18 protein-coding genes and 1 pseudogene are annotated in these 20890 nt (G+C 57.4%); 4 read left to right on the forward strand and 15 right to left on the reverse strand.

The genetic code is table 11. From position 1 onward, the window contains the following. Nucleotides 1-229: 229 nt before the first annotated feature. On the forward strand, nt 230-496 hold the full coding sequence (locus AC221Y_RS03715) for a hypothetical protein (protein ID WP_486706799.1): 267 nt from the start codon (nt 230-232) through the stop codon (nt 494-496). Nucleotides 497-566: 70 nt separating this feature from the next. Here the strand turns inward: AC221Y_RS03715 and AC221Y_RS03720 are convergent, their stop codons facing one another. The 3 genes from AC221Y_RS03720 to AC221Y_RS03730 all read right to left on the reverse strand — a co-directional run bounded on the left by AC221Y_RS03720 (nt 567) and on the right by AC221Y_RS03730 (nt 4568). Beyond that, nucleotides 567-2732, reverse strand: coding sequence for a peptidoglycan -binding protein (locus tag AC221Y_RS03720; protein ID WP_486706800.1), 2166 nt, complete (start codon nt 2730-2732; stop codon nt 567-569). Nucleotides 2733-2735: 3 nt separating this feature from the next. Beyond that, on the reverse strand, nt 2736-3929 hold the full coding sequence (locus AC221Y_RS03725) for a biopolymer transporter ExbB (protein WP_299751818.1): 1194 nt from the start codon (nt 3927-3929) through the stop codon (nt 2736-2738). A gap of 75 nt (nt 3930-4004) precedes the next feature. After that, a complete protein-coding gene (locus tag AC221Y_RS03730; protein ID WP_299751821.1) occupies nt 4005-4568 on the reverse strand; it encodes a gamma-glutamylcyclotransferase in 564 nt (187 codons plus the stop codon). Between the two features lie 43 nt (nt 4569-4611). On the opposite strand from AC221Y_RS03730, the gene AC221Y_RS03735 reads away from it, so the two are divergent. Next, a complete protein-coding gene (locus tag AC221Y_RS03735) occupies nt 4612-5613 on the forward strand; it encodes a DUF2125 domain-containing protein (RefSeq protein ID WP_486706801.1) in 1002 nt (333 codons plus the stop codon). Here the strand turns inward: AC221Y_RS03735 and AC221Y_RS03740 are convergent. The 3 genes and pseudogenes from AC221Y_RS03740 to hisC form a co-directional block, all read right to left on the reverse strand. Beyond that, nucleotides 5610-6182, reverse strand: a complete 573-nt coding sequence (locus AC221Y_RS03740; protein ID WP_299758484.1) for an extensin-like domain-containing protein — start codon at nt 6180-6182, stop codon at nt 5610-5612. The genes AC221Y_RS03735 and AC221Y_RS03740 overlap by 4 nt on opposite strands. Next, nucleotides 6179-7099: pseudogene (locus tag AC221Y_RS03745) on the reverse strand (prephenate/arogenate dehydrogenase family protein). Before AC221Y_RS03745 ends, AC221Y_RS03740 begins: the two are co-directional and overlap by 4 nt. Continuing rightward, the gene (gene hisC / locus AC221Y_RS03750) at nt 7099-8184 is read right to left on the reverse strand and encodes a histidinol-phosphate transaminase (RefSeq protein ID WP_299758488.1); all 1086 of its coding nucleotides are present in this window, start codon (nt 8182-8184) and stop codon (nt 7099-7101) included. The pseudogene AC221Y_RS03745 and the gene hisC overlap by 1 nt, the downstream one beginning before the upstream one ends. Before the next feature lie 239 nt (nt 8185-8423). On the opposite strand from hisC, the gene AC221Y_RS03755 reads away from it, so the two are divergent. Then, nucleotides 8424-8675 carry a hypothetical protein gene (locus tag AC221Y_RS03755; protein WP_486706802.1) on the forward strand — a complete coding sequence of 84 codons (252 nt, stop codon included), beginning with the start codon at nt 8424-8426 and terminating at the stop codon, nt 8673-8675. 166 nt (nt 8676-8841) lie between these two features. Here the strand turns inward: AC221Y_RS03755 and AC221Y_RS03760 are convergent, their stop codons facing one another. The 5 genes from AC221Y_RS03760 to AC221Y_RS03780 all read right to left on the reverse strand — a co-directional run bounded on the left by AC221Y_RS03760 (nt 8842) and on the right by AC221Y_RS03780 (nt 15333). After that, nucleotides 8842-10446, reverse strand: a complete 1605-nt coding sequence (locus tag AC221Y_RS03760) for an ABC transporter ATP-binding protein (protein WP_299758492.1) — start codon at nt 10444-10446, stop codon at nt 8842-8844. Then, nucleotides 10443-11615 carry an ABC transporter permease gene (locus tag AC221Y_RS03765; RefSeq protein WP_486706810.1) on the reverse strand — a complete coding sequence of 391 codons (1173 nt, stop codon included), beginning with the start codon at nt 11613-11615 and terminating at the stop codon, nt 10443-10445. The genes AC221Y_RS03760 and AC221Y_RS03765 overlap by 4 nt, the downstream gene beginning before the upstream one ends. Nucleotides 11616-11624: 9 nt before the next feature. Then, nucleotides 11625-12704: a microcin C ABC transporter permease YejB gene (locus tag AC221Y_RS03770; RefSeq protein WP_299758496.1), complete on the reverse strand. Its 1080-nt coding sequence runs from the start codon at nt 12702-12704 to the stop codon at nt 11625-11627. Nucleotides 12705-12718: 14 nt separating this feature from the next. Next, the gene (locus AC221Y_RS03775) at nt 12719-14638 is read right to left on the reverse strand and encodes an extracellular solute-binding protein (RefSeq protein WP_299758498.1); all 1920 of its coding nucleotides are present in this window, start codon (nt 14636-14638) and stop codon (nt 12719-12721) included. A 185-nt stretch (nt 14639-14823) separates the two neighbouring features. After that, entirely contained in the window at nt 14824-15333 is a 510-nt protein-coding gene (locus AC221Y_RS03780) for a c-type cytochrome (RefSeq protein ID WP_299758500.1), read from the reverse strand. A 118-nt stretch (nt 15334-15451) separates the two neighbouring features. On the opposite strand from AC221Y_RS03780, the gene AC221Y_RS03785 reads away from it, so the two are divergent. After that, complete coding sequence (locus AC221Y_RS03785) at nt 15452-16282, forward strand: prephenate dehydratase (RefSeq protein WP_299758502.1); 831 nt, start codon at nt 15452-15454, stop codon at nt 16280-16282. A 112-nt stretch (nt 16283-16394) separates the two neighbouring features. Here AC221Y_RS03785 and AC221Y_RS03790 read toward each other — a convergent pair whose 3' ends face one another. The 4 genes from AC221Y_RS03790 to AC221Y_RS03805 form a co-directional block, all read right to left on the reverse strand. Beyond that, nucleotides 16395-17963 carry an ABC transporter substrate-binding protein gene (locus AC221Y_RS03790; protein ID WP_299758504.1) on the reverse strand — a complete coding sequence of 523 codons (1569 nt, stop codon included), beginning with the start codon at nt 17961-17963 and terminating at the stop codon, nt 16395-16397. A 220-nt stretch (nt 17964-18183) separates the two neighbouring features. After that, nucleotides 18184-18561 carry a hypothetical protein gene (locus AC221Y_RS03795; RefSeq protein WP_299758506.1) on the reverse strand — a complete coding sequence of 126 codons (378 nt, stop codon included), beginning with the start codon at nt 18559-18561 and terminating at the stop codon, nt 18184-18186. A gap of 273 nt (nt 18562-18834) precedes the next feature. Beyond that, a complete protein-coding gene (locus tag AC221Y_RS03800) occupies nt 18835-20412 on the reverse strand; it encodes an ABC transporter substrate-binding protein (RefSeq protein ID WP_299758508.1) in 1578 nt (525 codons plus the stop codon). A 105-nt stretch (nt 20413-20517) separates the two neighbouring features. After that, the gene (locus AC221Y_RS03805; RefSeq protein WP_299758510.1) at nt 20518-20712 is read right to left on the reverse strand and encodes a zinc-finger domain-containing protein; all 195 of its coding nucleotides are present in this window, start codon (nt 20710-20712) and stop codon (nt 20518-20520) included. Nucleotides 20713-20890: the final 178 nt, after the last annotated feature.

Raw genomic sequence — 20890 nt, forward strand, 5'->3', positions numbered from 1 at the left:
GAATGTTTGACCGAAACCCAGCCTGTACCGGGGTTTCGGTCAAGCTGACGCGTTTCTGGAAAACTCCACGGAAAGAAGCCTCTTCAATGGAATTATCTTGATATCAACCGCAAATTGTTTGGGAAGCGCTTCATGCAGCGCGCCACGAGCGAGATAAAATCTATACCGTCGGCGCGCGCGGTGCGCGGGTTGTGAAGATATTCAATCGTCTCGGTGAGATGTCTGGGGTATGGACGAAAATGACAGTCTGAAGCCAAGTGATGCGAACGCCTTGGTAGATCAGAACCGCGCGAACCTTCCATTGCCTGACTGTAGCGATGCAGCCGTAACGATATCTCGCCAGATCGGTGCGCATTTCGGTCACATGCGGGTAGATTTGATAAGCGATGGCACGTCGCTTTGGCTTGGCGAGCGTGCTGTGTACAACCTCTCCGGAAACTTCAATGGTATAGAATCGCACGAGAATGAAGCTCTCAGCAAAGCTTGGGATATTTGAAAAAGCAGGTTTCTGACGGTGCCGCAAACCGGTTGGCGCAAAGTTTGTGCAGCAGCGCTTTTACGGCGCCTCAGCGCTCGGTCAGCTTAAGCTCGATCCGGCGGTTTTGCGCGCGTGCCTCGGCGCTGTCTTGCGAATTAACCGGATGGAATTCACCAAAACCTGTCGCCGCAAGGCGGCCCGGAGGAAAGCCCAACTCGTCCGTCAGATATTTCACCACCGACAGGGCGCGCCCTTGGCTGAGTTCCCAGTTGTCGGCGAACTCACCCGCACCGCCTAAAGGTTCATTGTCGGTATGGCCATCGACGCGGATGATCCAGTCGATGCTGCTTGGGATAAGAACCGCGACTTCGGCCAGGACGTCGGCAACACTGGAAATTTGGATTTTACCTTCGGCGGACAGCGTAGCTGATGCGCTTTCAAACAAGACCTCGGAAGAGAAAACAAAGCGATCACCGACAATCCGTATTTCTTCCCGGTCCCCCAGAACCTGCCGCAAGGTGCCGAAGAATTCCGACCGGAAGTCTTCAAGGTCGGCAACCTGATTTTGCAGCCGTTCGGCCTCGATCCGAAGGCGCTCGGCCTCGGCCGCTTCCAAATCAGCGGCCCGTTTGGCTTCTTGCGCGGCGCGGGCCAAAGCGGTGTTCAACTGCGAGCCCAGGGCCTCGATCCGCACTTGCGCATCGCCGTCGGCGTCGGCTGCTGCGTCCAACAGCGCCTGGAGCGATCCCAACTCGGCCCGCAAAGCGGCGACCTGCTGGTTCAATGCTGCGACTTCGCGCTGGCTTTGCGCGGACAGCGATTCCTCTTCGGCCAACTGCTGACGGGCAGTCGACAATAGTGCGGCCTGTCGTTCCTGCTCTGTCATGACCTCGGTTGTGGTGACTTCGGCTGCCAGTTTGGCCGCCAAGGCAGCAGCCAACTGGTCACGCACTGTGGCCGTTTCCGCACTTGCTTCATTCAGCTCCGCAATTTCAGCGAGAAGCGCGTCGCGCTCCGTGGTCAGGGCCGCAACGCGCGCGTCCGTGTCCGATGCAGTTGCGTCCAGTTCGGCAAGACGCGCTTCAGCCACCGAAAGATCGGCGCGCATGTTTGCAAGTTCAGCCTGCGCTTCTTCACGTTCCAACTGCGCGATCTGCAACATGTCGGCAAGCTCCGTCGCGAGAGATTCGGTGTCCCCCAACGTGGCTTCGCGATTGGCGAGCGCCGCATCGCGGTCCTCAAGTGTCAAAAGCGCTTGCGTGAGTTTGTCGTTCAACTCGGATTCCACCGCATTGGCCGCCGCCAAAAGGGTAAGCGTGTCTTCAGCCTGCTGACGCTGCGCTTCAAGCGCAAGCGACATGGCCGTCAATTCCGCATCCGCGTTTTCAAGCCGCGCCCGCAAGGCCGCCGCCGCGGCGGCCTCGGCCAATCGCGCCTGTTCTTCCTCGCTAAGGGCGCCCTCTGCGTCCGCAAGCCGTGCGCGCAAAGCTTCGGTCACCGCCAGTTCGCGAAGCCGTGCGGCCTCTGCTGTTTCCAACTCGGCCGTCAGCGACGCGGTGCGCGCATCCGCTTCGGCCAAGATGGCCTCGTTAACCTCGGCGCGCTGAAGGGCCGCAAGGGCTTGCGATAGAGATGTTTCACGCGTTTCAGCCTCGGCCTGCAAGTCAGCCGTAAGCGCTTCCAGTGCCTCGCGGCGAGCAGCCGCCAATCGGGCCACTTCGGTTTGCGCGTCAATCTCGGTGCGCGCCTGCGCCAAAGCGAGGCGCATTGCCTCTTGTTCGGAGATCAAAACAGCGCGAGCCGCTTCAAGGTCTTCGACGTTGGCGGCAAGTTCAGCGCCAAGCGTAAGCGCATCGTTGCGTTCGGACAAAAGCGTGGCGACCTGCGCTTCAAACGACGCAATTGCTGCATCGCGTTCAGACAGCGCCCGGGCTTGCGTATCTACCTGACCCGTTAGGTTTGCGATCAAAGACGACTGTCGGTCGCTTTCCGTTTGTAGGGATTCCAGGTCATCTTCAAGCTGCGAGGTTGTCTGTTGGGACAGACCAAGCGCCATCGACAGCGACGTGACCTCGGCAGCCAGCTGATCCAACTCAGTTTCCTGACCCGTGATCGTTTCACGCTGAACGGCCTGCATGACCATGAAGATCGTCAGGACGAACATCAAAACCAGAAGCAGTGCGGTCATCGCATCGACAAAGCCGGGCCAGATTGCCCCTGACATCCGCTGCGACGATCGTCTGGTCAGGGCCATCGCTTAGACCGAACTGCCAGAGCGGTCGCGGCCCAGATCACGGACCGCCTTCGTCAGCTGCCCAAGGTCCGAGCGCAGTTCGCCCAAAGATTCCTGCCGGCCCGCTGACATTTCTTCGAGGATCCGTAGCATCTGAACGTCCATCGAACGCAGGCGCATCCGGCTTTCCGCATCAACCTGACCCGTACCTTCGGTCACCAGCGTTTCAATCGCTTCGCTCAGGCGTTCCTGACTGTTTATGACGCCAGTCATATCTGGGCCGGCGTTCACATCGCCCTCGCCCATACGATCCGCAAGCTGCGAGACTGCGCTCGCCAGCATTCCGAGGCGATCTTCCGCCGCTTCACGACGCGACGCGGCTTCTTCATAAAACGCCTGCATCTGATCCAAACGCTCAGCCATATGTTCGGCCAGTTGCGCAACGGCCCCCGTATCCATGCCGCCGCCGTCGCCACCTTCATCTGCGGAATAGCCGATGCGGGTGATGCTTGAGAGCCATTCCTCAAGCTCGCGGTAGAACCGATTCTGGCCGTGGCTTGCAAATAATTCTAGCAAGCCCACGACAAGGGAGCCCGCAAGACCGATCAACGAGGATGCAAACGCCACGCCCATGCCGCCAAGCTGCGCCTCAAGGCCTTTCATTAGTCGTTCGAAGACCGCGACGCCGGTGTCGCCCTCTTGCGGCGCAAGCGAGCGGATCGTATCAACGACGGCGGGAACCGTGGTCGCAAGTCCGTAAAACGTTCCCAGAAGGCCAAGGAAAATCAACAGATTGACGATGTATCGCGTAATATCACGCGCCTCGTCGATCCGTGTTGCAACGGAATCGAGCACCGATCGCGTGGAAGACACCCCAAGCTGCATCCGTGCGCCACGTTTGCGCAAAAGATTGGCAAGAGGGGCCAGAAGGCGGGGGGCGGCGGTGAATTGATGGCCGGGGCGATCGCGGGCAAATCCCTCGATCCAGATCACCGAGCTGACCAATTGATAGACCTGCCAGAAACAGGCAAATACGCCTATGACAAACACAAAGGCGATGAAGCCATTGAGGTAGGGGTTTGCCAGAAAGACTGGCGCAACTTGCGGGTAGGCAACATATGCACCAGCACCGACCAGTCCCAAAACGGTCAGCATCGTCAGGATCTGACGATAGGGTTGCGTGAATTGTAGCTCGACCTCGCGGTCCGGTTTGTCCATCAAGGGTCCGGTCCTGTGGTTGTTATATTTGAGGTAGGATAGGCGAAGGTCAGGGCGCTGCCAACCTCAAACAAATCAGGCCGTAGAAACGATTTCGCGGACCCGCTTGTTCAGCCATTCCAGCTCGTGATCTTCGATGCCCAATTCGCCCAAGTGATTGACAGTATTCCATAAATACTCGGTATTGGGGCCGCGGCCGCCAACGGCGTGAGCAATGATCTGCGCCTGCCGTTCACGCTCGATCCCGCCAACGTATTGCACATGGTCGGTGTCGACGACGTAAGCCAGTGCCTGAACCGTCTCGCCGTCTTCAAACGCAACCGGCAGAACACGCTCGATATAGGCCGAGGAAATCAATTCCCGCTCACGCAAATAGGCAACTGTGGCTACGGCCTCGGCGTCCGGAACCGCGAAGGCCACACCAATGCAAGACGCATCTTCGACGGGATCGAGCGCCAACACCAGGCCGGGGTCATCGTCCGTTCCGCGATGGTGAATTGATGACATGCAGAAACTGCGCTGAAACCCCGACATGGTGGCCAAGCGCCGTTCGGCCACCGGAAAGCCCGGGTTCCAGATCAGCGATCCGTAGCCGAAGACCCACAAAGGGGCGGGAAGCGCGTCTGGTCCTTCGTTCATATCGCTACTAATACGAAGCAATGTCGCAGGGGGAAAGTGCCAAATGGGTCGTCTGATTGTTGTCATTCTTGTCGCGTCGCTTGGGTGGATGGTGTGGTGGGCGTTTGGGTCAACCGCACTTGATCGCACACTTACATCCTGGGTCGAGGAGCGACGCGCCGAAGGCTGGGCCGCCGACGTCGCCGAGATTGATGTGGCTGGCTTTCCCAACCGCTTCGATACCACCCTAAGTGACGTGCGCCTTGCTGATCCTGAGACCGGTGTAGCCTGGTCGGCGCCGTTCTTGCAGCTGCTTGCGCTGGCCTACAAACCGCATCAGGTGATCGCCGTTCTGCCAAACGAGCATCGCCTGTCTACACCGCTGCAAACTTTGACGTTCACCCACGAGCAGGCGCGCGGCTCGATCTTTCTTGAGCCAAGCCCGTCCCTGCGGCTGGACCGCTCGACCATCATCGTTGACGCATTGGACATAGGTTCAAGCCTTGGATGGACCGTGAGTCTCGACCAGGGGCGCTTTGCGACTGAACAAATCCCCGCGCGCGCGAATGCACATCGGATCGGTGCCGAATTGTCCGGCTTTCACCCGACAAAAGTCACCCGGCAGCTTCTTGATCCCGCCGGCCTTCTTCCAGATGCCTTCGAACGCCTGCACTTTGATGCGGACATCGGGTTCACTGCACCATGGGATCGCGAGGCCGTTGAGAGCGCAAGACCACAAATCACCGATTTAGATCTTGCAGATCTTTCGGTCGAATGGGGGAGCATCACATTGCGCGCGGCGGGCTCAGTCACGGTCGATGCCCGAGGCACTCCAACAGGCAAGATTTCGATCAAAGCCGTCGATTGGCGCCGCCTTCTGGACCTTGCCGTGGCAAGCGGGTTGGTGACCCAGTCGTTTGCCCCAAAGCTTGAAGGCGCGCTTGAATTACTTGCATTGCTAAAAGGGCCATCGGACACAATCGACGCCGATCTGGCGTTTCGCTCTGGCACGGTTTTCTTGGGCCCGATACCGCTGGGTCGCGCGCCGAAGATCATCATCCGCTAGCGGCAGTAGGGACCACTTCGATAGTCGGCGACGTCAAAGTGGAGGTGATCCTGATGATGGCGATCAGCCTCCGGCCCCAGAACGGTTCCGAAAGGTCCGCAAGCCGCGCGATGCATGCGCCGCAACACACGAGAGTCGTCGCCGCGCCACCCACGCAGCACGCTGATGCGCTCTCCGCTTGCCAGTACAAAGCTTGAAATATCAATCGCGCGGCCTTGCGCATGCTCGGACAAACGCGCACCGGGTCGGCTGTTGCGAGAGCGGCAAGCGTAATGGGCTGCAACTGTCAGTTCGGCAAGACCGCCGCCCCGGCGCCCAATCGCAGGCACTGCCCCCGACCGCACCCAGCGATCCAAGGCCCGCGCGGTTTGCATCGTCATAATGGCAGGTCGCGACAACCGCACGCCCGCAACTTCCGTCACAACCCAGGCATCGCGCACACCGCAGCCGCCCGGACCAGTGACCGGCGCGCGCTTTGTGGCAACCAGCCCCGGCAGATTTGCGCCGCCATCACCGCCGCCACAGGCGACCATCACCAAAAGGGCGAGGCTTGCAATGATCTGTTTCATGACTTCTTCCCCATCCGGCCAAAGTCTGGTGCATCGGTATCCTGCCCGGCCTCCACAATGCCGCGGCGGATCGCGCGCGTGTGCGAAAAGTAGTCAAATAAATGCTCTCCATCGCCTGTGCGGATCGCGCGCTGCAACGCAAACAATTCCTCGGTAAACCGTCCCAGAACTTCCAACGTCGCTTCTTTGTTGTTCAAAAATACATCGCGCCACATCGTTGGATCAGACGCTGCAATCCGGGTGAAATCCCGAAAGCCCGCAGCCGAGTATTTGATAACTTCGCTGTCGGTCACCCGTCTCAGATCATCGGCCACACCGACCATCGTGTAGGCAATGAGGTGCGGCGTATGGCTTGTGACGGCTAACACGAGATCGTGGTGATCGACGTCCATGGTCTCGACATTCGCGCCCATTCCCTCCCAAAATACCGTCATTCGGTCAACCGCATCGACGTCCGCATTTTCGCTTGGCACCAAGATACAAAAACGGTTCTCGAACAATTCCGCAAAACCCGAACGGGGTCCGGAATGCTCGGTACCGGCCAGTGGGTGACCGGGGATAAACTCAACATTATCAGGAATATGCGGCGAAACGGCATCCAACACGGCGCGCTTGACCGATCCAACATCAGTGACGGTGGCGCCTTTGGCCAGATGCGGCCCGATCTAGCGGGCGACTTCGCTCATCACGCCAATCGGCACCGCCAGTACCACAAGATCCGCGCCTTCGACAGCTTCGGTCACGGTGTCGACCACCCGGTCGCAAAACCCAAGTTCCCGGGTGATATCGCGTGTCTCGGCCGAGCGGGCCGTACCAACAATCTCGCCAGCGAGCCCCGCGCGCCGCATGGCGTGAGCCATGGACGACGCAATCAAACCCAACCCGATCAGCGCAACGCGTTCATAGATCTGAGTCATCACGCTCCCTCCAGAAATTGTTGGATCGCATTTCGGACCCGCGCGCAGTCTGCTTCGGTTCCAATGGTGATCCGCAAGCAATTGGGCAATCCATACCCTGCGACTTTTCGCACCAGAATACCTTTTGTGCGCAATGAGGCTTCGCAAGCGTTCGCCTGTTCCGCATCATGAAAACGCGCCAGAATGTAGTTTGCGTGGCTAGGGTCAGACGGCACACCCAACGCCGCCAACGCCTTGGCAAGCCAAGTGCGAAGCCGCGCGTTCTCGGACCGATAGTGTTCTGCAAACGCGCGGTCCCGAATGGCAGCTTCGGCCGTGGCAAGCTGCGTCACACCAAGATTAAACGGGCCGCGCAGACGGTTCAGAGTGTCAATAACATGGGCCGGGCCGTAACCCCAACCGACACGCAATCCGCCAAGTCCATAAAGCTTAGAAAACGTCCGCGTCATCACCACGGTCTCGCTCGCATCGACAATCGACGCGCCACCATCATAGCCCTCGGCAAACTCGACATAGGCCCCATCCAGCACCAGCAACACATGATCCGGCAGGCTCTCGGCCAACCGTGTCAGATCATCCGCGCTGATCATCGTACCCGTTGGGTTTCCGGGGTTCGTCAGAAACACAAGTCGCGTCGCGTTCGTCACAGCTTCGAGAATGGCATCAACATCCACAACGCGGTCACGCTCGGGCACAACAACCGGTGTCGCCCCTGCGCCCAGCGCAAGAATGCGGTACATGGAGAACCCATGCTCGGTATAGATCACTTCAAGCCCCGGACCCGCGTAGGCCTGACAGAGAAACGTTAGAATCTCGTCCGATCCGGCGCCGCAAATCACCCGCGCCGCATCCAGCCCATGCACTTCGGCAATCGCACCGCGCAAACCCGCGTGATCCGACGACGGATACCGATGCAGCGTCGAAGCGGTCGCGATCAAAGCCGCCTTTGCCGTCTCAGGCGGGCCGAACGGGTTCTCGTTCGAACTGAGCTTCAACACCTCATCATGCCCGTCCAGCCGGCTCTCGCCGCCCTTATAAAGCACGATATCTTCAATGCCGGGTTGGGGTCTTATCGAATGGGTCATTGCTCTCGTTCCAAGTCCGTTTCTTCCTAACGGCGAGACTGCGGCAAAGCTAGCGGCGATCTGGCGCACACCCGCAGATCATGGCACTCTGACCACATCAGCGATACCGCGCCAGACCTTACCGAGCGCTCGCATCATGCCGCTGGCCGCTGGCGCGACAAGATGCGCGCGCTGGGATACTACGACGGCTATCTCGGGTTTTGTCCGCTCCGGGACCACGACCAATACCCGGCGCAAAAGTGACCGACATCGGTGATGCGCTGAAGCAAATGCGCGACCTCCTGGTCCCCGGTGACCGTCTTCGCCTTGTTGAGTCAACGCCGCATTGGTGCAACGCTATCATCTGGCTGCAATGGCGCCATCGCACCTTCGCTCGGGAAGAAATCCACGCACTTGTCAAAGATGTCGGGTTCGAGATCGAAAGCGCTGACGCCTTTCCGTCAGGCCCTCCATCGCGCACAAGCCGAGGCATCGTCGCGCGACGCATCTAGACAGACCACACCGGGGTTAAAGCTGTAACCCCATCCCTCTTAGCGACGGTAATCTTAACAAAGGTTAACCCCAACGCCGCTTCACCCTGGGCGCCGCCCAATCCCCTGTCACCTTTTCAAAAATACCTGCTTAGCGCGGGTTACGATTATTGCACCAGCCAGCCTTCTAGGACGCGGCCTTAACCTCGAAAGCGGCCGCCATCAGCGCCTTGGTATAATCCGAGCGCGGCGCATCAAACACCTGGCCTGCGTCTCCGTGTTCCACCACGTCGCCTTCCTTCATCACAATCACTTTGTGACTAAGGGCGCGCACGACCTTCAGGTCATGGCTGATGAACAGATACGCCAGGCCGTATTTCTGCTGCAAAGACCTCAGTAAATCCACGATTTGCACCTGAACTGTCATGTCCAAGGCCGAGGTCGGCTCGTCCAGGACGACCAGTTTGGGGCGCAGCACCATTGCGCGCGCAATCGCGATCCTTTGCCGCTGGCCGCCAGAAAACTCATGCGGGTAGCGGTGCATCATCTCAGGCAGCAAACCCACCTCTTCCATGATCTCGGCCACCATTTCGCGCCTGTCACGTCCGGCATCCACGTCGTGGATTGTCAGTCCCTCCGAGATAATTTCTTCCACCGTCATCCGAGGGCTAAGAGAACCATAGGGGTCCTGAAACACGATCTGCATACCAGCCCTGAGAGGTCGCATCTCGCGCGACTTAAGACCCTGAATGTTCTGCCCCATGAAACTTACAGGACCATCGGACGAGATCAGACGCATGATCGCCAAAGCCAGGGTCGTCTTGCCCGACCCGCTTTCTCCCACAATCCCAACTGTCTCTCCGGCGCGGACGGACAACGTCGCCGCATTGACCGCTTTGATGTGTCCTACGGTCCGCTTCATCAGGCCGCGCTGGATCGGGAACCAAATACGCAAAGCATCCGTTTCTGCGATCACTTCGGCGCCAGTAGGCACCGGCAACGGGGTTCCGGTCGATTCTGCGCTAAGCAGCATTTGCGTATAAGGATGCGACGGCGCCGAGAATATTTCAGCTGTGTCGCCGCGCTCAACGATTTCGCCGTCTTTCATCACGCAGACACGGTCGGCAAACTTCCGTACGATCCCCAGATCATGCGTGATGAACAGCATCGACATTCCAAGCCGTTCTTTCAACTCGGCCAGCAATTCAAGGATCTGCGCCTGAATAGTCACGTCCAAAGCCGTTGTCGGTTCGTCCGCGATCAACAACTCGGGTCTATTCGCCAGCGCCATTGCGATCATCACACGTTGACGCTGCCCACCGGACAATTGGTGCGGATAGGCCCCAAGCCGCAGCTCTGGGTTTGGAATGCCGACCTGTTCAAGAAGCTCGATGATCCGAACGCGTGCTGGATCGCCGCGCATGCCCTGATGAAGAGCGACGGCTTCCGCAAGTTGTTTTTCAATCGTATGCAGCGGGTTCAGCGACGTCATGGGTTCCTGAAAGATGAACGAGATGTCATTGCCGCGCACACGACGCAACTCGGCCTCATCTGCACCGACCATTTCGGCGCCCTCGTAAGTGATCGAACCGGAAATCTCGGCGCTATCACCCAGTAAGGACACGGTCGACAGAGCCGTCACCGATTTGCCGGAGCCGCTTTCGCCAACCAACGCGACCGTCTCGCCCCGGCGCAGATCAAAGCTCACGTCGCGCACCGCATGGATCAGCGCACCGTCCTGTCGGAAGTGTACGTTCAGGCCCTGCACGTTCAGAACAACTTCACCGCTCATTGGAAGGTCTTCCGTGGGTCGAAAGCATCTCGCACGCCCTCAAAGATGAAGACCAGCAACGATAGCATTATTGCAAAGGTAAAGAACCCGGTGAAGGCCAGCCACGGCGCTTGCAGGTTCTGTTTCGCCTGCAAGGTCAACTCTCCCAACGACGGGGCCGAGGACGGCAGGCCGTAGCCGAGGAAATCCAACGAGGCGAGGCCACCGATTGTGCCGGTGATGATGAACGGCAAAAGCGTGACGGTTGCGACCATCGCGTTTGGCAGCATGTGGCGGAACATGATCGTGGCGTTCGACACGCCCAAAGCGCGCGCCGCACGCACATATTCAAAGTTCCGCGCCCGAAGGAATTCAGCCCGTACCACGCCAACCAAAGACGGCCAGCCAAACAGCACCGACAAAATTACCAGCATCCAAAAACTGCGTCCGAATATCGCAAACATGATGATGATCACGTAAAGCGACGGCGTTGATGACCAGATCTCGAGAATACGCTGGAACACAAGATCGAGCCATCCGCCGAAATAGCCCTGCACGGCCCCCGCAGCGATGCCAATAATGCTGGCAAACACCGTGACGATCAGCGTGAACACGATCGACAATCGGAACCCATAGATTACCCGCGCCGTGACATCCCGCTTGGTGTCGTCCGTTCCCAGCCAGTTATTGCTGTCAGGAGCGCTTGGCGCCGCGCCGCGAATGTCCACAATCGTGTCGTATCGGTAGGGGATCACCGGCCACAAAAGCCAGCCGTCCTCGACATCCACACCATCAATCTGGCCTGTTTCCTCGACCTCGGCCAGGATGCCTTCAGGATCGTCATAACAGGCCTCGATACCACCGGTACGGATAAGGCATTCAACGTCTTCATACTGATATTGCGCCTCGATCGGCAGATCGCCCCCGAACTCGGTCTCGGGGTAGAAATTGAAGATCGGCATATAAATCTCGCCGCGATAGCTGACGAGGATTGGCTTATCGTTGGCGATAAACTCGGCCATCAGGCTCAGGCCAAAGAGGACCGAAAAGATAATCAGCGACCAATAGGCCCGCCGGTTGCGGGTGAAATTGCGCCACCGGCGCTGGTTCAAAGGCGACAACCACGGTCGGCGACGCGGAGCATCCTCGGCCACAGGCGTTTCAGCCGCGTCCAAAGCGGGATCGGGCATCGCCATGGCTCAAACCTCCCGCTTTTCAAAGTCGATGCGGGGATCGACGAAAACATACATAAGGTCCGACAGAATACCGACGACAAGGCCGACAAGACCGAACGCAAAGAGCGTGCCGAAGATCACCGGATAATCGCGTGCAACGGCGGCCTCAAAGCCCAGGCGCCCCAATCCATCCAGCGAGAAGATCGTCTCGATAATCAGGCTTGAGCCAAAGAAAATCCCGATGAACAGCGACGGAAAGCCCGCAATGACGATCAGCATGGCATTGCGGAACACGTGGCCATAAAGCACCTGCGATTCCGACAGACCCTTGGCTTTTGCCGTCACCACATACTGTTTTTTGATCTCGTCTAGGAAACTGTTCTTCGTTAGTAAAGTAAGCGTAGCAAAACCGGAAATAGAGGATGCCAGAACCGGCAGCGTGATGTGCCAGAGGTAATCAACCACCTTGCCCCCGACCGACAGGTTGTCGAAGTTGTCCGACGTGAGACCACGCAGTGGGAACCACTGGAAATAGGACCCGCCTGCGAACAATACGAGCAACATGATCGCAAACAAAAATCCGGGTATTGCATAGGCCACGATAATCAGCCCGCTGGTCCAGGTATCGAAACTGGACCCGTCACGCACCGCCTTGCGGATGCCAAGCGGGATAGAGATCAGATAGGCGATGACGGTCGACCAAAGACCAAGCGTGATCGACACAGGCATCTTCTCGGCCACGAGATCAATCACGCTGATTGACCGAAAATAGCTCTCTCCGAAATCAAACCGAACGTAGTTCCACAGCATCAGGGCGAAACGGATATGGGCAGGCTTGTCGAACCCGAACTCTTTTTCAAGCTCGTCGATAAACTCCTGCGGCAAACCCCGCGCGCCGACATAGCCACCGTCGCCCTGCGTCTCAAAGGTCTCGGAGCCACCACCAGAGATGCTTTCAAACACATCGCCCTGTCCTTCAAGGTTCGCGATAATCTGCTCAATCGGGCCACCGGGCACAAACTGTGTCAGTGTGAAATTGATAACCATGATCCCGAACAGCGTCGGAATGATCAGCAAAAGCCGTCGGAGAATATATGCGCCCATGGCCCCGCCGTCCCTTAAAGGGCGCCCTGCTCGCGCAGGAGAGCCTCGGCGTCGGCGTCATGCCACCACCAGCTAAACTGGCCAAGACCGAACGGAGGAATGTCTTCCGGATGTTTGAACATGTTGTAGTAGGCGGTCCAATATTCAGGCTTAAACCACTGCTGAACCCAAAACGCTTCGGCCCGCAACGTGCGATCAAGAGCGTGGGTTGCCGTGGTCAACTCCTCCTGCGTCTTGGCTGCAATCACCACTTCCAAAAGCCGGTCGACGGCCTCGTTTTGTAGGCCCATCAGATTGCGTGAGCTGTCCTCGGCTGTCTCCGAGCCATACCACTGGCGCAAACCAAATCCCGGCTCAAAGCCCATGGAAAACGTGTGATTTACCAAATCATAATCCGACGTCCTGCGACGGTCGATATACTGGCTGATGTCGACGCGCTCCAGCACTGCATCAATTCCCAGTCGCTTTAAGTTCTCGATGTAAGGGTTGATGATCCGGTCAAACGCCGGGCTGAACGACAACAGGACAAGGTCCAGTACCTGCCCATCCTTGCGCCGTATGCCGTCATCTCCGGTGATCCAGCCTGCCTCATCCAGCAAGCCTGCCGCACGACGCAAGTTGCGCCGGTCAAAGTTGCGCGGGCCACTTGTGGGCGCCATAACTGCTTCTTGCGAAAGGATCGACGCATCCAACAGACCCTCATTTACCAACGGTTGCAAAATTGCGATCTCTTCGGCGCTTGGCGTGCCCGTTGCTTCAAGCTCGGAGTTCTCCCAGAAGGAATTCACCCGCTCGTACAGTCCGAAAAACAGAGATTCATTTGAGAATTCAAAGTTGAACATCAAGCGAACCGCTTCGCGGGTCCGTGGGTCCTGCCATTCCGGGCGGCGCAGGTTGAAGATAAAGGATTGCGCCGTCCCGATGTTCCCGTTCGGCAACTCCGCTTTGACGATCGAGCCATTGGCCACGCCCGGAAAATCGTACCCGGTCGCCCAATCCTTCGAGGAATTTTCGATACGGAACGTATATTCCCCGGCCTTAAAGGCCTCCAGCGCCGCTGAGCTGTCGGCGAAATACTCATAGCGGACGCGGTCAAAATTATTCTGACCAACGTTGAACGGATTGTCCGCGCCCCAAAAGTTTGGGTTGCGGGCGTAGATGATCTGCCTTCCCACATCGAAGCTTTCAAGAACATATGGCCCTGTGCCAAGAAACGGCTCTAGCGTGCTTTCATCAATGCGCGCGCCGCTTTCTTCAAACCACGCCTTCGAGAACACCGGAATGCCCCCGGCAAAGCCAATAACTTCGCGCCGAGGCGCTTTTTCGGCAAAATTATATTTGATGCGGTAGGTGTCCAAAAGTTCGACCGAGCTAACAAAACCCTTCACAACATTCACGTACTCGGGCAGGCCCTGCTCCATGAACAAATCAAAGGTAAACTTCGCGTCCTCGGCCGTTGCAGGCGTTCCATCCGCGAAAGTGACGTCTTCGCGCAAATTGAAGATCACCCAATCCTTGCTCTCGGGGAATTCCATCGTGGTGCACAGATAGCAATAAGTGCCATATGCATCGTCAGCCGTCGAGACCAAGACGTTCTCGAACAACAAAGCCATACCGGAGCCCGGCACCCCTTTGCGGGTGTAGTTGTTGAAGCTGTCGAAGTTACCCTGCGCCCAAGTGCTGATCTCGCCGCCCTTGGGCGCATCTGGGTTCACGTAGTTCAAATGTGGAAAATCGGGACCGTATTTCAACGATCCGAAATTCGAGAATGCGTGGGTGACCGTCACCTCTTCGTGTCCCTCAGCGCGCGCCAGCGACACAGTCGCAAGTATCGAACCTGCAACCAGTCCGGCAAGGCCAACCCATTTCAAAACTGATCTGTCTGTTTCACGGCTGGCAGAAATAGCTAGGGCGCGGGGGCGGCGTCGCGTCATCGGTCGTGTCCTCCATCTCGGTCCAACCCGATAGATCCGGGCGTACATTCAGAAATGTAGCTAATTTTTCATTTGTCTAATTTTCAAGGCCTGAGCACTGAATATTTGGTGAAGACACCGTGCGCAGCAAAAGGGCCAGACGCAACAGCGACCGACCCCATAGTACCAAAAACGTGATAAAAAGGTTATCCGCCAGCACCTTCGAGATACGCGATCAAGTTCGCGCGATCTTCGATATCGGCCATGCCACGGTAGCTCATCTTCGTGCCGTCGATATAGTCAGACGGCGATGTCAGAAATTCATTCAGCGCCTCAGGTGTCCAGTCGCCCGCAAACTCGGCCATCGCGGTCGAATACGCATAGCCCTGCGCTGTTCCGATATCGCGACCGACAACGTTGGCAAGATAGGGACCAGTGCCGTTCGCACCCGATTCCAACTTGTGGCACGCCTGACACTGACGCCAAAGCCGCTCGCCCGCGCCAGCATCGGAAGCAGCGAAGACATCGGCAAAAGCAATCTCAATGACCTCTTCCGCAGGCGCATCACTTTCGATCTCGATGGTGTAGGCCTGATGGTGGTCATCGCCATGGCTCGGGTGATAGATAAATTCCGCCGCAAAGCCGCCAAGCAGGAAGACTAGGAAAGTGCCGCACAGGCCGCCTATCGCTTTAGTCAATGTCATCGTGTCGAACATGTCGCGTCCCGTTCTCTCAGAGTTTAGCAGTTATCTATCCGCTTCCCATGTTAGGCTTCAAGCGATAACACCTGCGGCGAAAAGCCTTTTTGTCACAACGGGTCGGATAAACCACGAGATGAGCGCACGTATTGCATTCCAGGGAGAGCCCGGCGCCTATTCCCATCAGGCTTGCGTCGAGACGCGTCCCGAACACGAACCGATGCCCTGCCGCACCTTCGAAGACGTGATCGAGGCGGTGAATTCGGGCGCGGCCGAGCTTGCCATGCTGCCGGTCGAAAACACCACCTACGGACGTGTGGCCGACATTCATCGGTTGTTGCCTGCCAGCGGCCTTCACATCGTTGACGAAGCATTCGTGCGCGTACATATCAACGTACTCGGCGTCCCTGGCGCAAAAGTCAGCGACATCAAAACCGCCTATTCACATCTTGTTCTGCTGCCCCAATGCACGCGCTGGCTGCAAGCCAACAAAGTGCGCGGGGCTGTTAGCACCGACAATGCCCGCGCTGCACGCGATGTCGCGGAAGCCGGCGATAAGACTGTGGCTGCCCTTGCGTCGGAACTGGCCGCAGATGTCTACGGCCTTGAGGTGCTCGCCCGTCATATCGAAGACGAAGACCACAACACGACACGCTTCCTCGTGATGTCGAAAACACCGGACCTCTCCCGTCGCGGCGACACTATGACGACGACCTTCGTCTTCCGTGTTCGTAACATTCCTGCGGCGCTCTACAAAGCAATGGGAGGTTTCGCGACAAACAGCGTCAACATGACTAAGTTGGAAAGCTACATGGTCGACGGCTCGTTCTCGGCCACACAGTTTTACGCCGACGTCGAAGGTCACCCCGACGACAAGAACGTGCAATTGGCCTTGGCCGAGCTTGAGTATTTCACCTCCGAGATCAAAATCCTCGGCGTCTATCCCGCGGATCCAAAACGCCGCTAGGCTCGTGCCTTGCAATAAAAAAGGGCCCCCAACCAAGGGAGCCCTTCACTCTTTCAGAAATATCTCAGGCGTGCGCGGGGACAGCGTCCCCCGCCCCTTTTTTGCCTGCCCCTTAGTTGACTGTCACCCAGCGCAGGATAAAGAAGTTATCCGGGCGTTGTGTCATTTCGATATTGTCCCGCGTGCCCCAAACCAATGGCTGCACATAAAGCGGCACATAGGCATGCTCGGACTGATAAAGGCCCACGACTTCATCAATCATCGCCTGACGTGCTGCCGGATCAAGTTCGGCCTGGATCATCGGCAACAACTCATCAAGCCGCGCATTGGAATAGTCGCCAAAGTTCCATGACCCCAGACGCTTTTCAGAATTCGGCGTGGAGGCAAGGAAGCGAAGCGGATGCTCATGGTCCATCGAACCACCAGGCGACCAGCCCAGAAGGTACATATCGAAGTTGTCTTCGCGCAGCTCTGGCCAATAGTTGGAGACCGGCATCGCATCCAACTCGACCGAAATACCAATCTGCGCCAGCATTGACGTGATTGCCTGACAGACAGACTCGTCATTTGGATACCGGTCGTTCGGACATTTTAGGCCGAAGCCAAATCCGTCTGCATATCCCGCATCCGCCAGAAGCGCCTTAGCACCTTCAACATCAAATGCCGGACGCGCGTCGTTGGCTGTCGAATAACCGCTCATGGCTGGTGTAACCAGCTGGCTTGCCGCGGCCGCGTTGCCGCGCCAGATCGTTTGCAGGATGGCGTCGACGTTGATTGCCTTGGCCACCGCCTCGCGCACACGAACATCCTGGAACGGGTTCGCATCACCCGCGCTTGCACCGTACTTCAGCGTGTCTGCACCATGTGCAAACCCAAGCATCAGAACCCGTGTTTCAATCCCGCGAATAATGGTGATTCCATCACTAGACTCTAAACGCGCGGCATCCTGGATTGGCACAGGTTCAATAAAATCGACGTCCCCCGACAATAAAGCCGCAACGGCAGTCGCCGAATTCTGGATCGGTGTGAACGTCGCTAACGTGATGTTGTGCTCGACCTCATCCCAGAAAGCTTCGTGCGGCACCAAAGTCGTCGACAGGCCCGGTTGGCGGCCCTGAATTTTGAAAGCACCGGTGCCATTCACGTTCAGAGTGGCAAAGTTTCCGGCCTCCTTGTCCGGACGCGCGGCATTGTTCGCTTCACTCCAGCCCTTGTCCATCATCATCCAGTTGGCGATGGATGCAGGAAACAGCGGGTTCGGTGCAGATGTGTACATCTCAACCGTGAAATCATCGACAACTGTGACGCCCGTCACGGACGAAAACCAGCTGCGCACATCAGCAGACTCGCTCGAAGCCCGCTCATAGGAGAACATGACATCTTCGGCATCAAAGGCTGACCCGTCATGGAATGTGACCCCTTCACGGAGTGTAAATCGCCAGCCTTCGCCCTCACCTATCGGCTCCCACGCCGTGGCAAGCGACGGCTCAAGCGTCATGTCTTTCGACATGCGCACCAGCCCGTCATAAACGTTGTTCAAGAAGCCCAACACGGGGGCGGAGCTTACGGCGTGCGGGTCCATTGTTTGTGGATCGGTCTTTCCGGCCCAGCGGAACTCAGCCGCAGATACTTGCGTCGCCACCAAAGCAAGGGCGGCGGCCGTTGTGAGTAGTCGTGTCATACGTTTTCTCCCATGGAACTGCGGTTCGTGTGACCGCATGTGACGTCCTGTCCTACTCCGAAGGCGGGCAGATCAACAGGGAACTCAAGGAAATGTGAGGACGGGTTGCCTAGTTCCGGAACTGCGGGCCTTGAGAGACGACGGTTGGCTCTTGCTGGATAGGTTTTAGTGTTTCAAGTGCCGCGACAGAAGATGGGCCTGATCCTTCAATTCCAGGCACTCAATCTCGGCCCATTTGCGAGGTACGCTGCTCACCACGATCAGCGCACCAATTAGCCGCGCGCGGGGCCAAATACAGGTTCGTCGAGCACGCATTTAAATGGCAGCACGGACGCTCGAATGCGGCTTCAAACTCGGGAAGCTCACTTAGGTCAGCAATCCGCACACCTGCGCCACGCTCAACGATGCCGGCAAACATTGAATTTTCCTGCGCATATCGGTCCGCCAGCAGGTCGCTATCGCGCGTCAGAAACTGTGACCGCACGAAACCCGAAAAGCGTTCATCTTCCAAAACACAAAAGAAAGCGCCAGGCGCCTGACGTATCACACCTGCGGTTCGGGTGACTATGTCGGACCCGCGCTCGAAAGCACCGTCCAAGAGGCCGAGGTCCCCAAGGTCAAAACATGCAAATTTAATGCTGAGAGGCTTATCACTGAAGATCGCTCAAGCATGAGCACACACACCAGACTGGTAGCGCGCCGATGATGACCGGCGCTTCCAGAAAAATCCCCCAAATTCTCCTTCTCTCATTCGACTATCTTGTGTCTTACAAAGAGACATACACCGAAAGCCGCCAACCACCTGGAAAGAAGTGTTTTTCAGTGGAAAACCGGGCGGCCACATATCAAGATGTGCCCACCCGGAAAGCTGTTAGTTCAAGGTGAAGTACTTGAATTTCGCCGTGTCATCGGGCGCAACAATCGTGCTGACATTGTCAGACATGCCCCAGTTCAGAACCTGATGGTGGATCGGAATGTAGAGCTGCTGTTCCTGCACAACGGACCAGATATCCGCGATCATGCCATTCCGCTTGTCGAGGTCAGTCTCCGATGCCAATGCAACGATCTGCGCATCCAACTCAGGGTTGGAATAGCGTGTTCCGTTCCATGAGCCGTACTTCTCGCCTTTGGTGTGCGCGAGGAAGTTGAAGATGTACTCGGAATCGTAGGTCGGAACACCCCAGCCCAACATGTAGAAGTCGGTTTCAAGGTTGTTGATCAGTGGGAAGTGCTGAGCCTTTGGTTTGGCATCAAGGTTCACCGTCACGCCGATTTGCGCAAGCATGCCAACCGACGCCTGACAGATCGCTTCGTCATTGATATAGCGGTCGTTCGGGCAATCCAGCTGAATGCTGAACCCATCGCCATATCCGGCCTCGCCCATAAGTGCTTTTGCGCGCTCGATGTCGGTAACGGAAGCATCAAGCTCAGCCGTCCAACCATTGACGAATGGCGGTGAGATCATACCCGCCGGCTGCGATTGATCCCGCATAACGACCTGTTTGATCGCATCGCGGTTAATCGCGATGTTCATTGCTGTCCGCACGCGGACATCCGCAAGTGGGTTCTTGCCTTCGACACTGTCGTTGGCCAGGTCCGCGTCGCCCATGTTCATGCCAAAGAAGATCACGCGGTTCTGTGGTGCTGTCCGCACTTCCAGACCATCTGTGCTCGCCACGCGCTCAAGGTCTTGCACAGGTACGTCTTGCACAAAGTCTACTTCGCCTGACAACAACGCCGCAACGCGGGTCGCCGCGTTCTGGATCGGCGTATATTCGATCCGGGTTATTTCCATCGGAAATTCGCCCGTTCCCCAGTAATTCTCGTTAATTTCGAGAACCGTGCGGACATCGGGTTCGCGGCTGATCAGCTTGTATGGGCCGGTGCCGTTTGCATTCTTCGCCGCAAACGTATCTTCACCGCCTTCATAATCCTGAACCTTTGCAGCGTTGTTCGCCTCGGCCCAGTCTTTGTCCATCATGAACATATTGGTCAGGTTATTTGGCATAATTGGATTCGGACCATCGGTCACGATCTCTACAACATAAGCCGAAGGCGCCCGCACTTCGACGACCGACGCCAAAAGCTCTTTATAGTCAGAATCTGGTGTCATTGCCCGATCCAGGCTGAACTTCACGTCTTCGCTATCAAACGCGGCGCCATCGTGGAACGTCACGCCCTCGCGCAGGTTGAAAACCCAGATATTCGGGTCATCAACCGACGGACCCCAATCCGTAGCAAGTGCCGGCACCATTGCACCTGTCATGTCGCGCATGACGAGCGGTTCCATGATCTGGTGTGCAAGTGCCGAGGTTGGTCCCTCGTTTTGAGCGTGCGGATCAAGCGTCAACGCGTCGCCCGCGCGCGCCCAACGGAGTGTTTCAGCCGAAACCGAACCAGCGACAAGCGCCAGCCCGGAGGCTGCAATAAGTAGGTGGCGAACTGCCATATGAATGTCTCCCTGATATGTGTAACAACAAAACAGACTTCCGGTCCGAAGCTGGGAAGTCAAGCGTATGCCGCCAGGGATGTCATGGAAAATGGACGGCGGCGGCTAAGTGCCTTCGTCTTGCACAAATCGCTTATCGCAGTACCCACATTCAACCCAACCAGTTTTGGGGTCGATCTGAAGCCAGACACGCGGATGTCCCAACGCCCCCTCGCCCCCATCACAGGCGATACGGGCGCTTGTCACCGTTTCGGTTTCAGGGGGCGGATTGCCCACATTGGCTTCGGGGGTATTGGACATTGAAAAAGTCTCGCGCTTGAAGGTCTAGACGGGTATCTTAGCCATGCCGCCCCTGCGAGCAAGGCCCGTCGCACAGCAGTGGTGATTAAGACCCTCCCTTAACGATGGTTGAGTGCCAGGCAAAGGCCGTTAACCATCAAGCCACCTTCCTATATGCTCCAGACAAACCCCTAACGAA

Source organism: Boseongicola sp., assembly GCF_057460485.1.

Bases quoted from the DNA above. Each gene is read 5' to 3' on its own strand.
- AC221Y_RS03715 (WP_486706799.1), top strand. From the start codon at position 230: ATGGACGAAAATGACAGTCTGAAGCCAAGTGATGCGAACGCCTTGGTA.
- AC221Y_RS03720 (WP_486706800.1), bottom strand. From the start codon at position 2,732: ATGGCCCTGACCAGACGATCGTCGCAGCGGATGTCAGGGGCAATCTGG.
- AC221Y_RS03725 (WP_299751818.1), bottom strand. From the start codon at position 3,929: ATGGACAAACCGGACCGCGAGGTCGAGCTACAATTCACGCAACCCTAT.
- AC221Y_RS03730 (WP_299751821.1), bottom strand. From the start codon at position 4,568: ATGAACGAAGGACCAGACGCGCTTCCCGCCCCTTTGTGGGTCTTCGGC.
- AC221Y_RS03735 (WP_486706801.1), top strand. From the start codon at position 4,612: ATGGGTCGTCTGATTGTTGTCATTCTTGTCGCGTCGCTTGGGTGGATG.
- AC221Y_RS03740 (WP_299758484.1), bottom strand. From the start codon at position 6,182: ATGAAACAGATCATTGCAAGCCTCGCCCTTTTGGTGATGGTCGCCTGT.
- hisC (WP_299758488.1), bottom strand. From the start codon at position 8,184: ATGACCCATTCGATAAGACCCCAACCCGGCATTGAAGATATCGTGCTT.
- AC221Y_RS03760 (WP_299758492.1), bottom strand. From the start codon at position 10,446: ATGAGCGGTGAAGTTGTTCTGAACGTGCAGGGCCTGAACGTACACTTC.
- AC221Y_RS03765 (WP_486706810.1), bottom strand. From the start codon at position 11,615: ATGCCCGATCCCGCTTTGGACGCGGCTGAAACGCCTGTGGCCGAGGAT.
- AC221Y_RS03770 (WP_299758496.1), bottom strand. From the start codon at position 12,704: ATGGGCGCATATATTCTCCGACGGCTTTTGCTGATCATTCCGACGCTG.
- AC221Y_RS03775 (WP_299758498.1), bottom strand. From the start codon at position 14,638: ATGACGCGACGCCGCCCCCGCGCCCTAGCTATTTCTGCCAGCCGTGAA.
- AC221Y_RS03780 (WP_299758500.1), bottom strand. From the start codon at position 15,333: ATGTTCGACACGATGACATTGACTAAAGCGATAGGCGGCCTGTGCGGC.
- AC221Y_RS03785 (WP_299758502.1), top strand. From the start codon at position 15,452: ATGAGCGCACGTATTGCATTCCAGGGAGAGCCCGGCGCCTATTCCCAT.
- AC221Y_RS03790 (WP_299758504.1), bottom strand. From the start codon at position 17,963: ATGACACGACTACTCACAACGGCCGCCGCCCTTGCTTTGGTGGCGACG.
- AC221Y_RS03800 (WP_299758508.1), bottom strand. From the start codon at position 20,412: ATGGCAGTTCGCCACCTACTTATTGCAGCCTCCGGGCTGGCGCTTGTC.
- AC221Y_RS03805 (WP_299758510.1), bottom strand. From the start codon at position 20,712: ATGTCCAATACCCCCGAAGCCAATGTGGGCAATCCGCCCCCTGAAACC.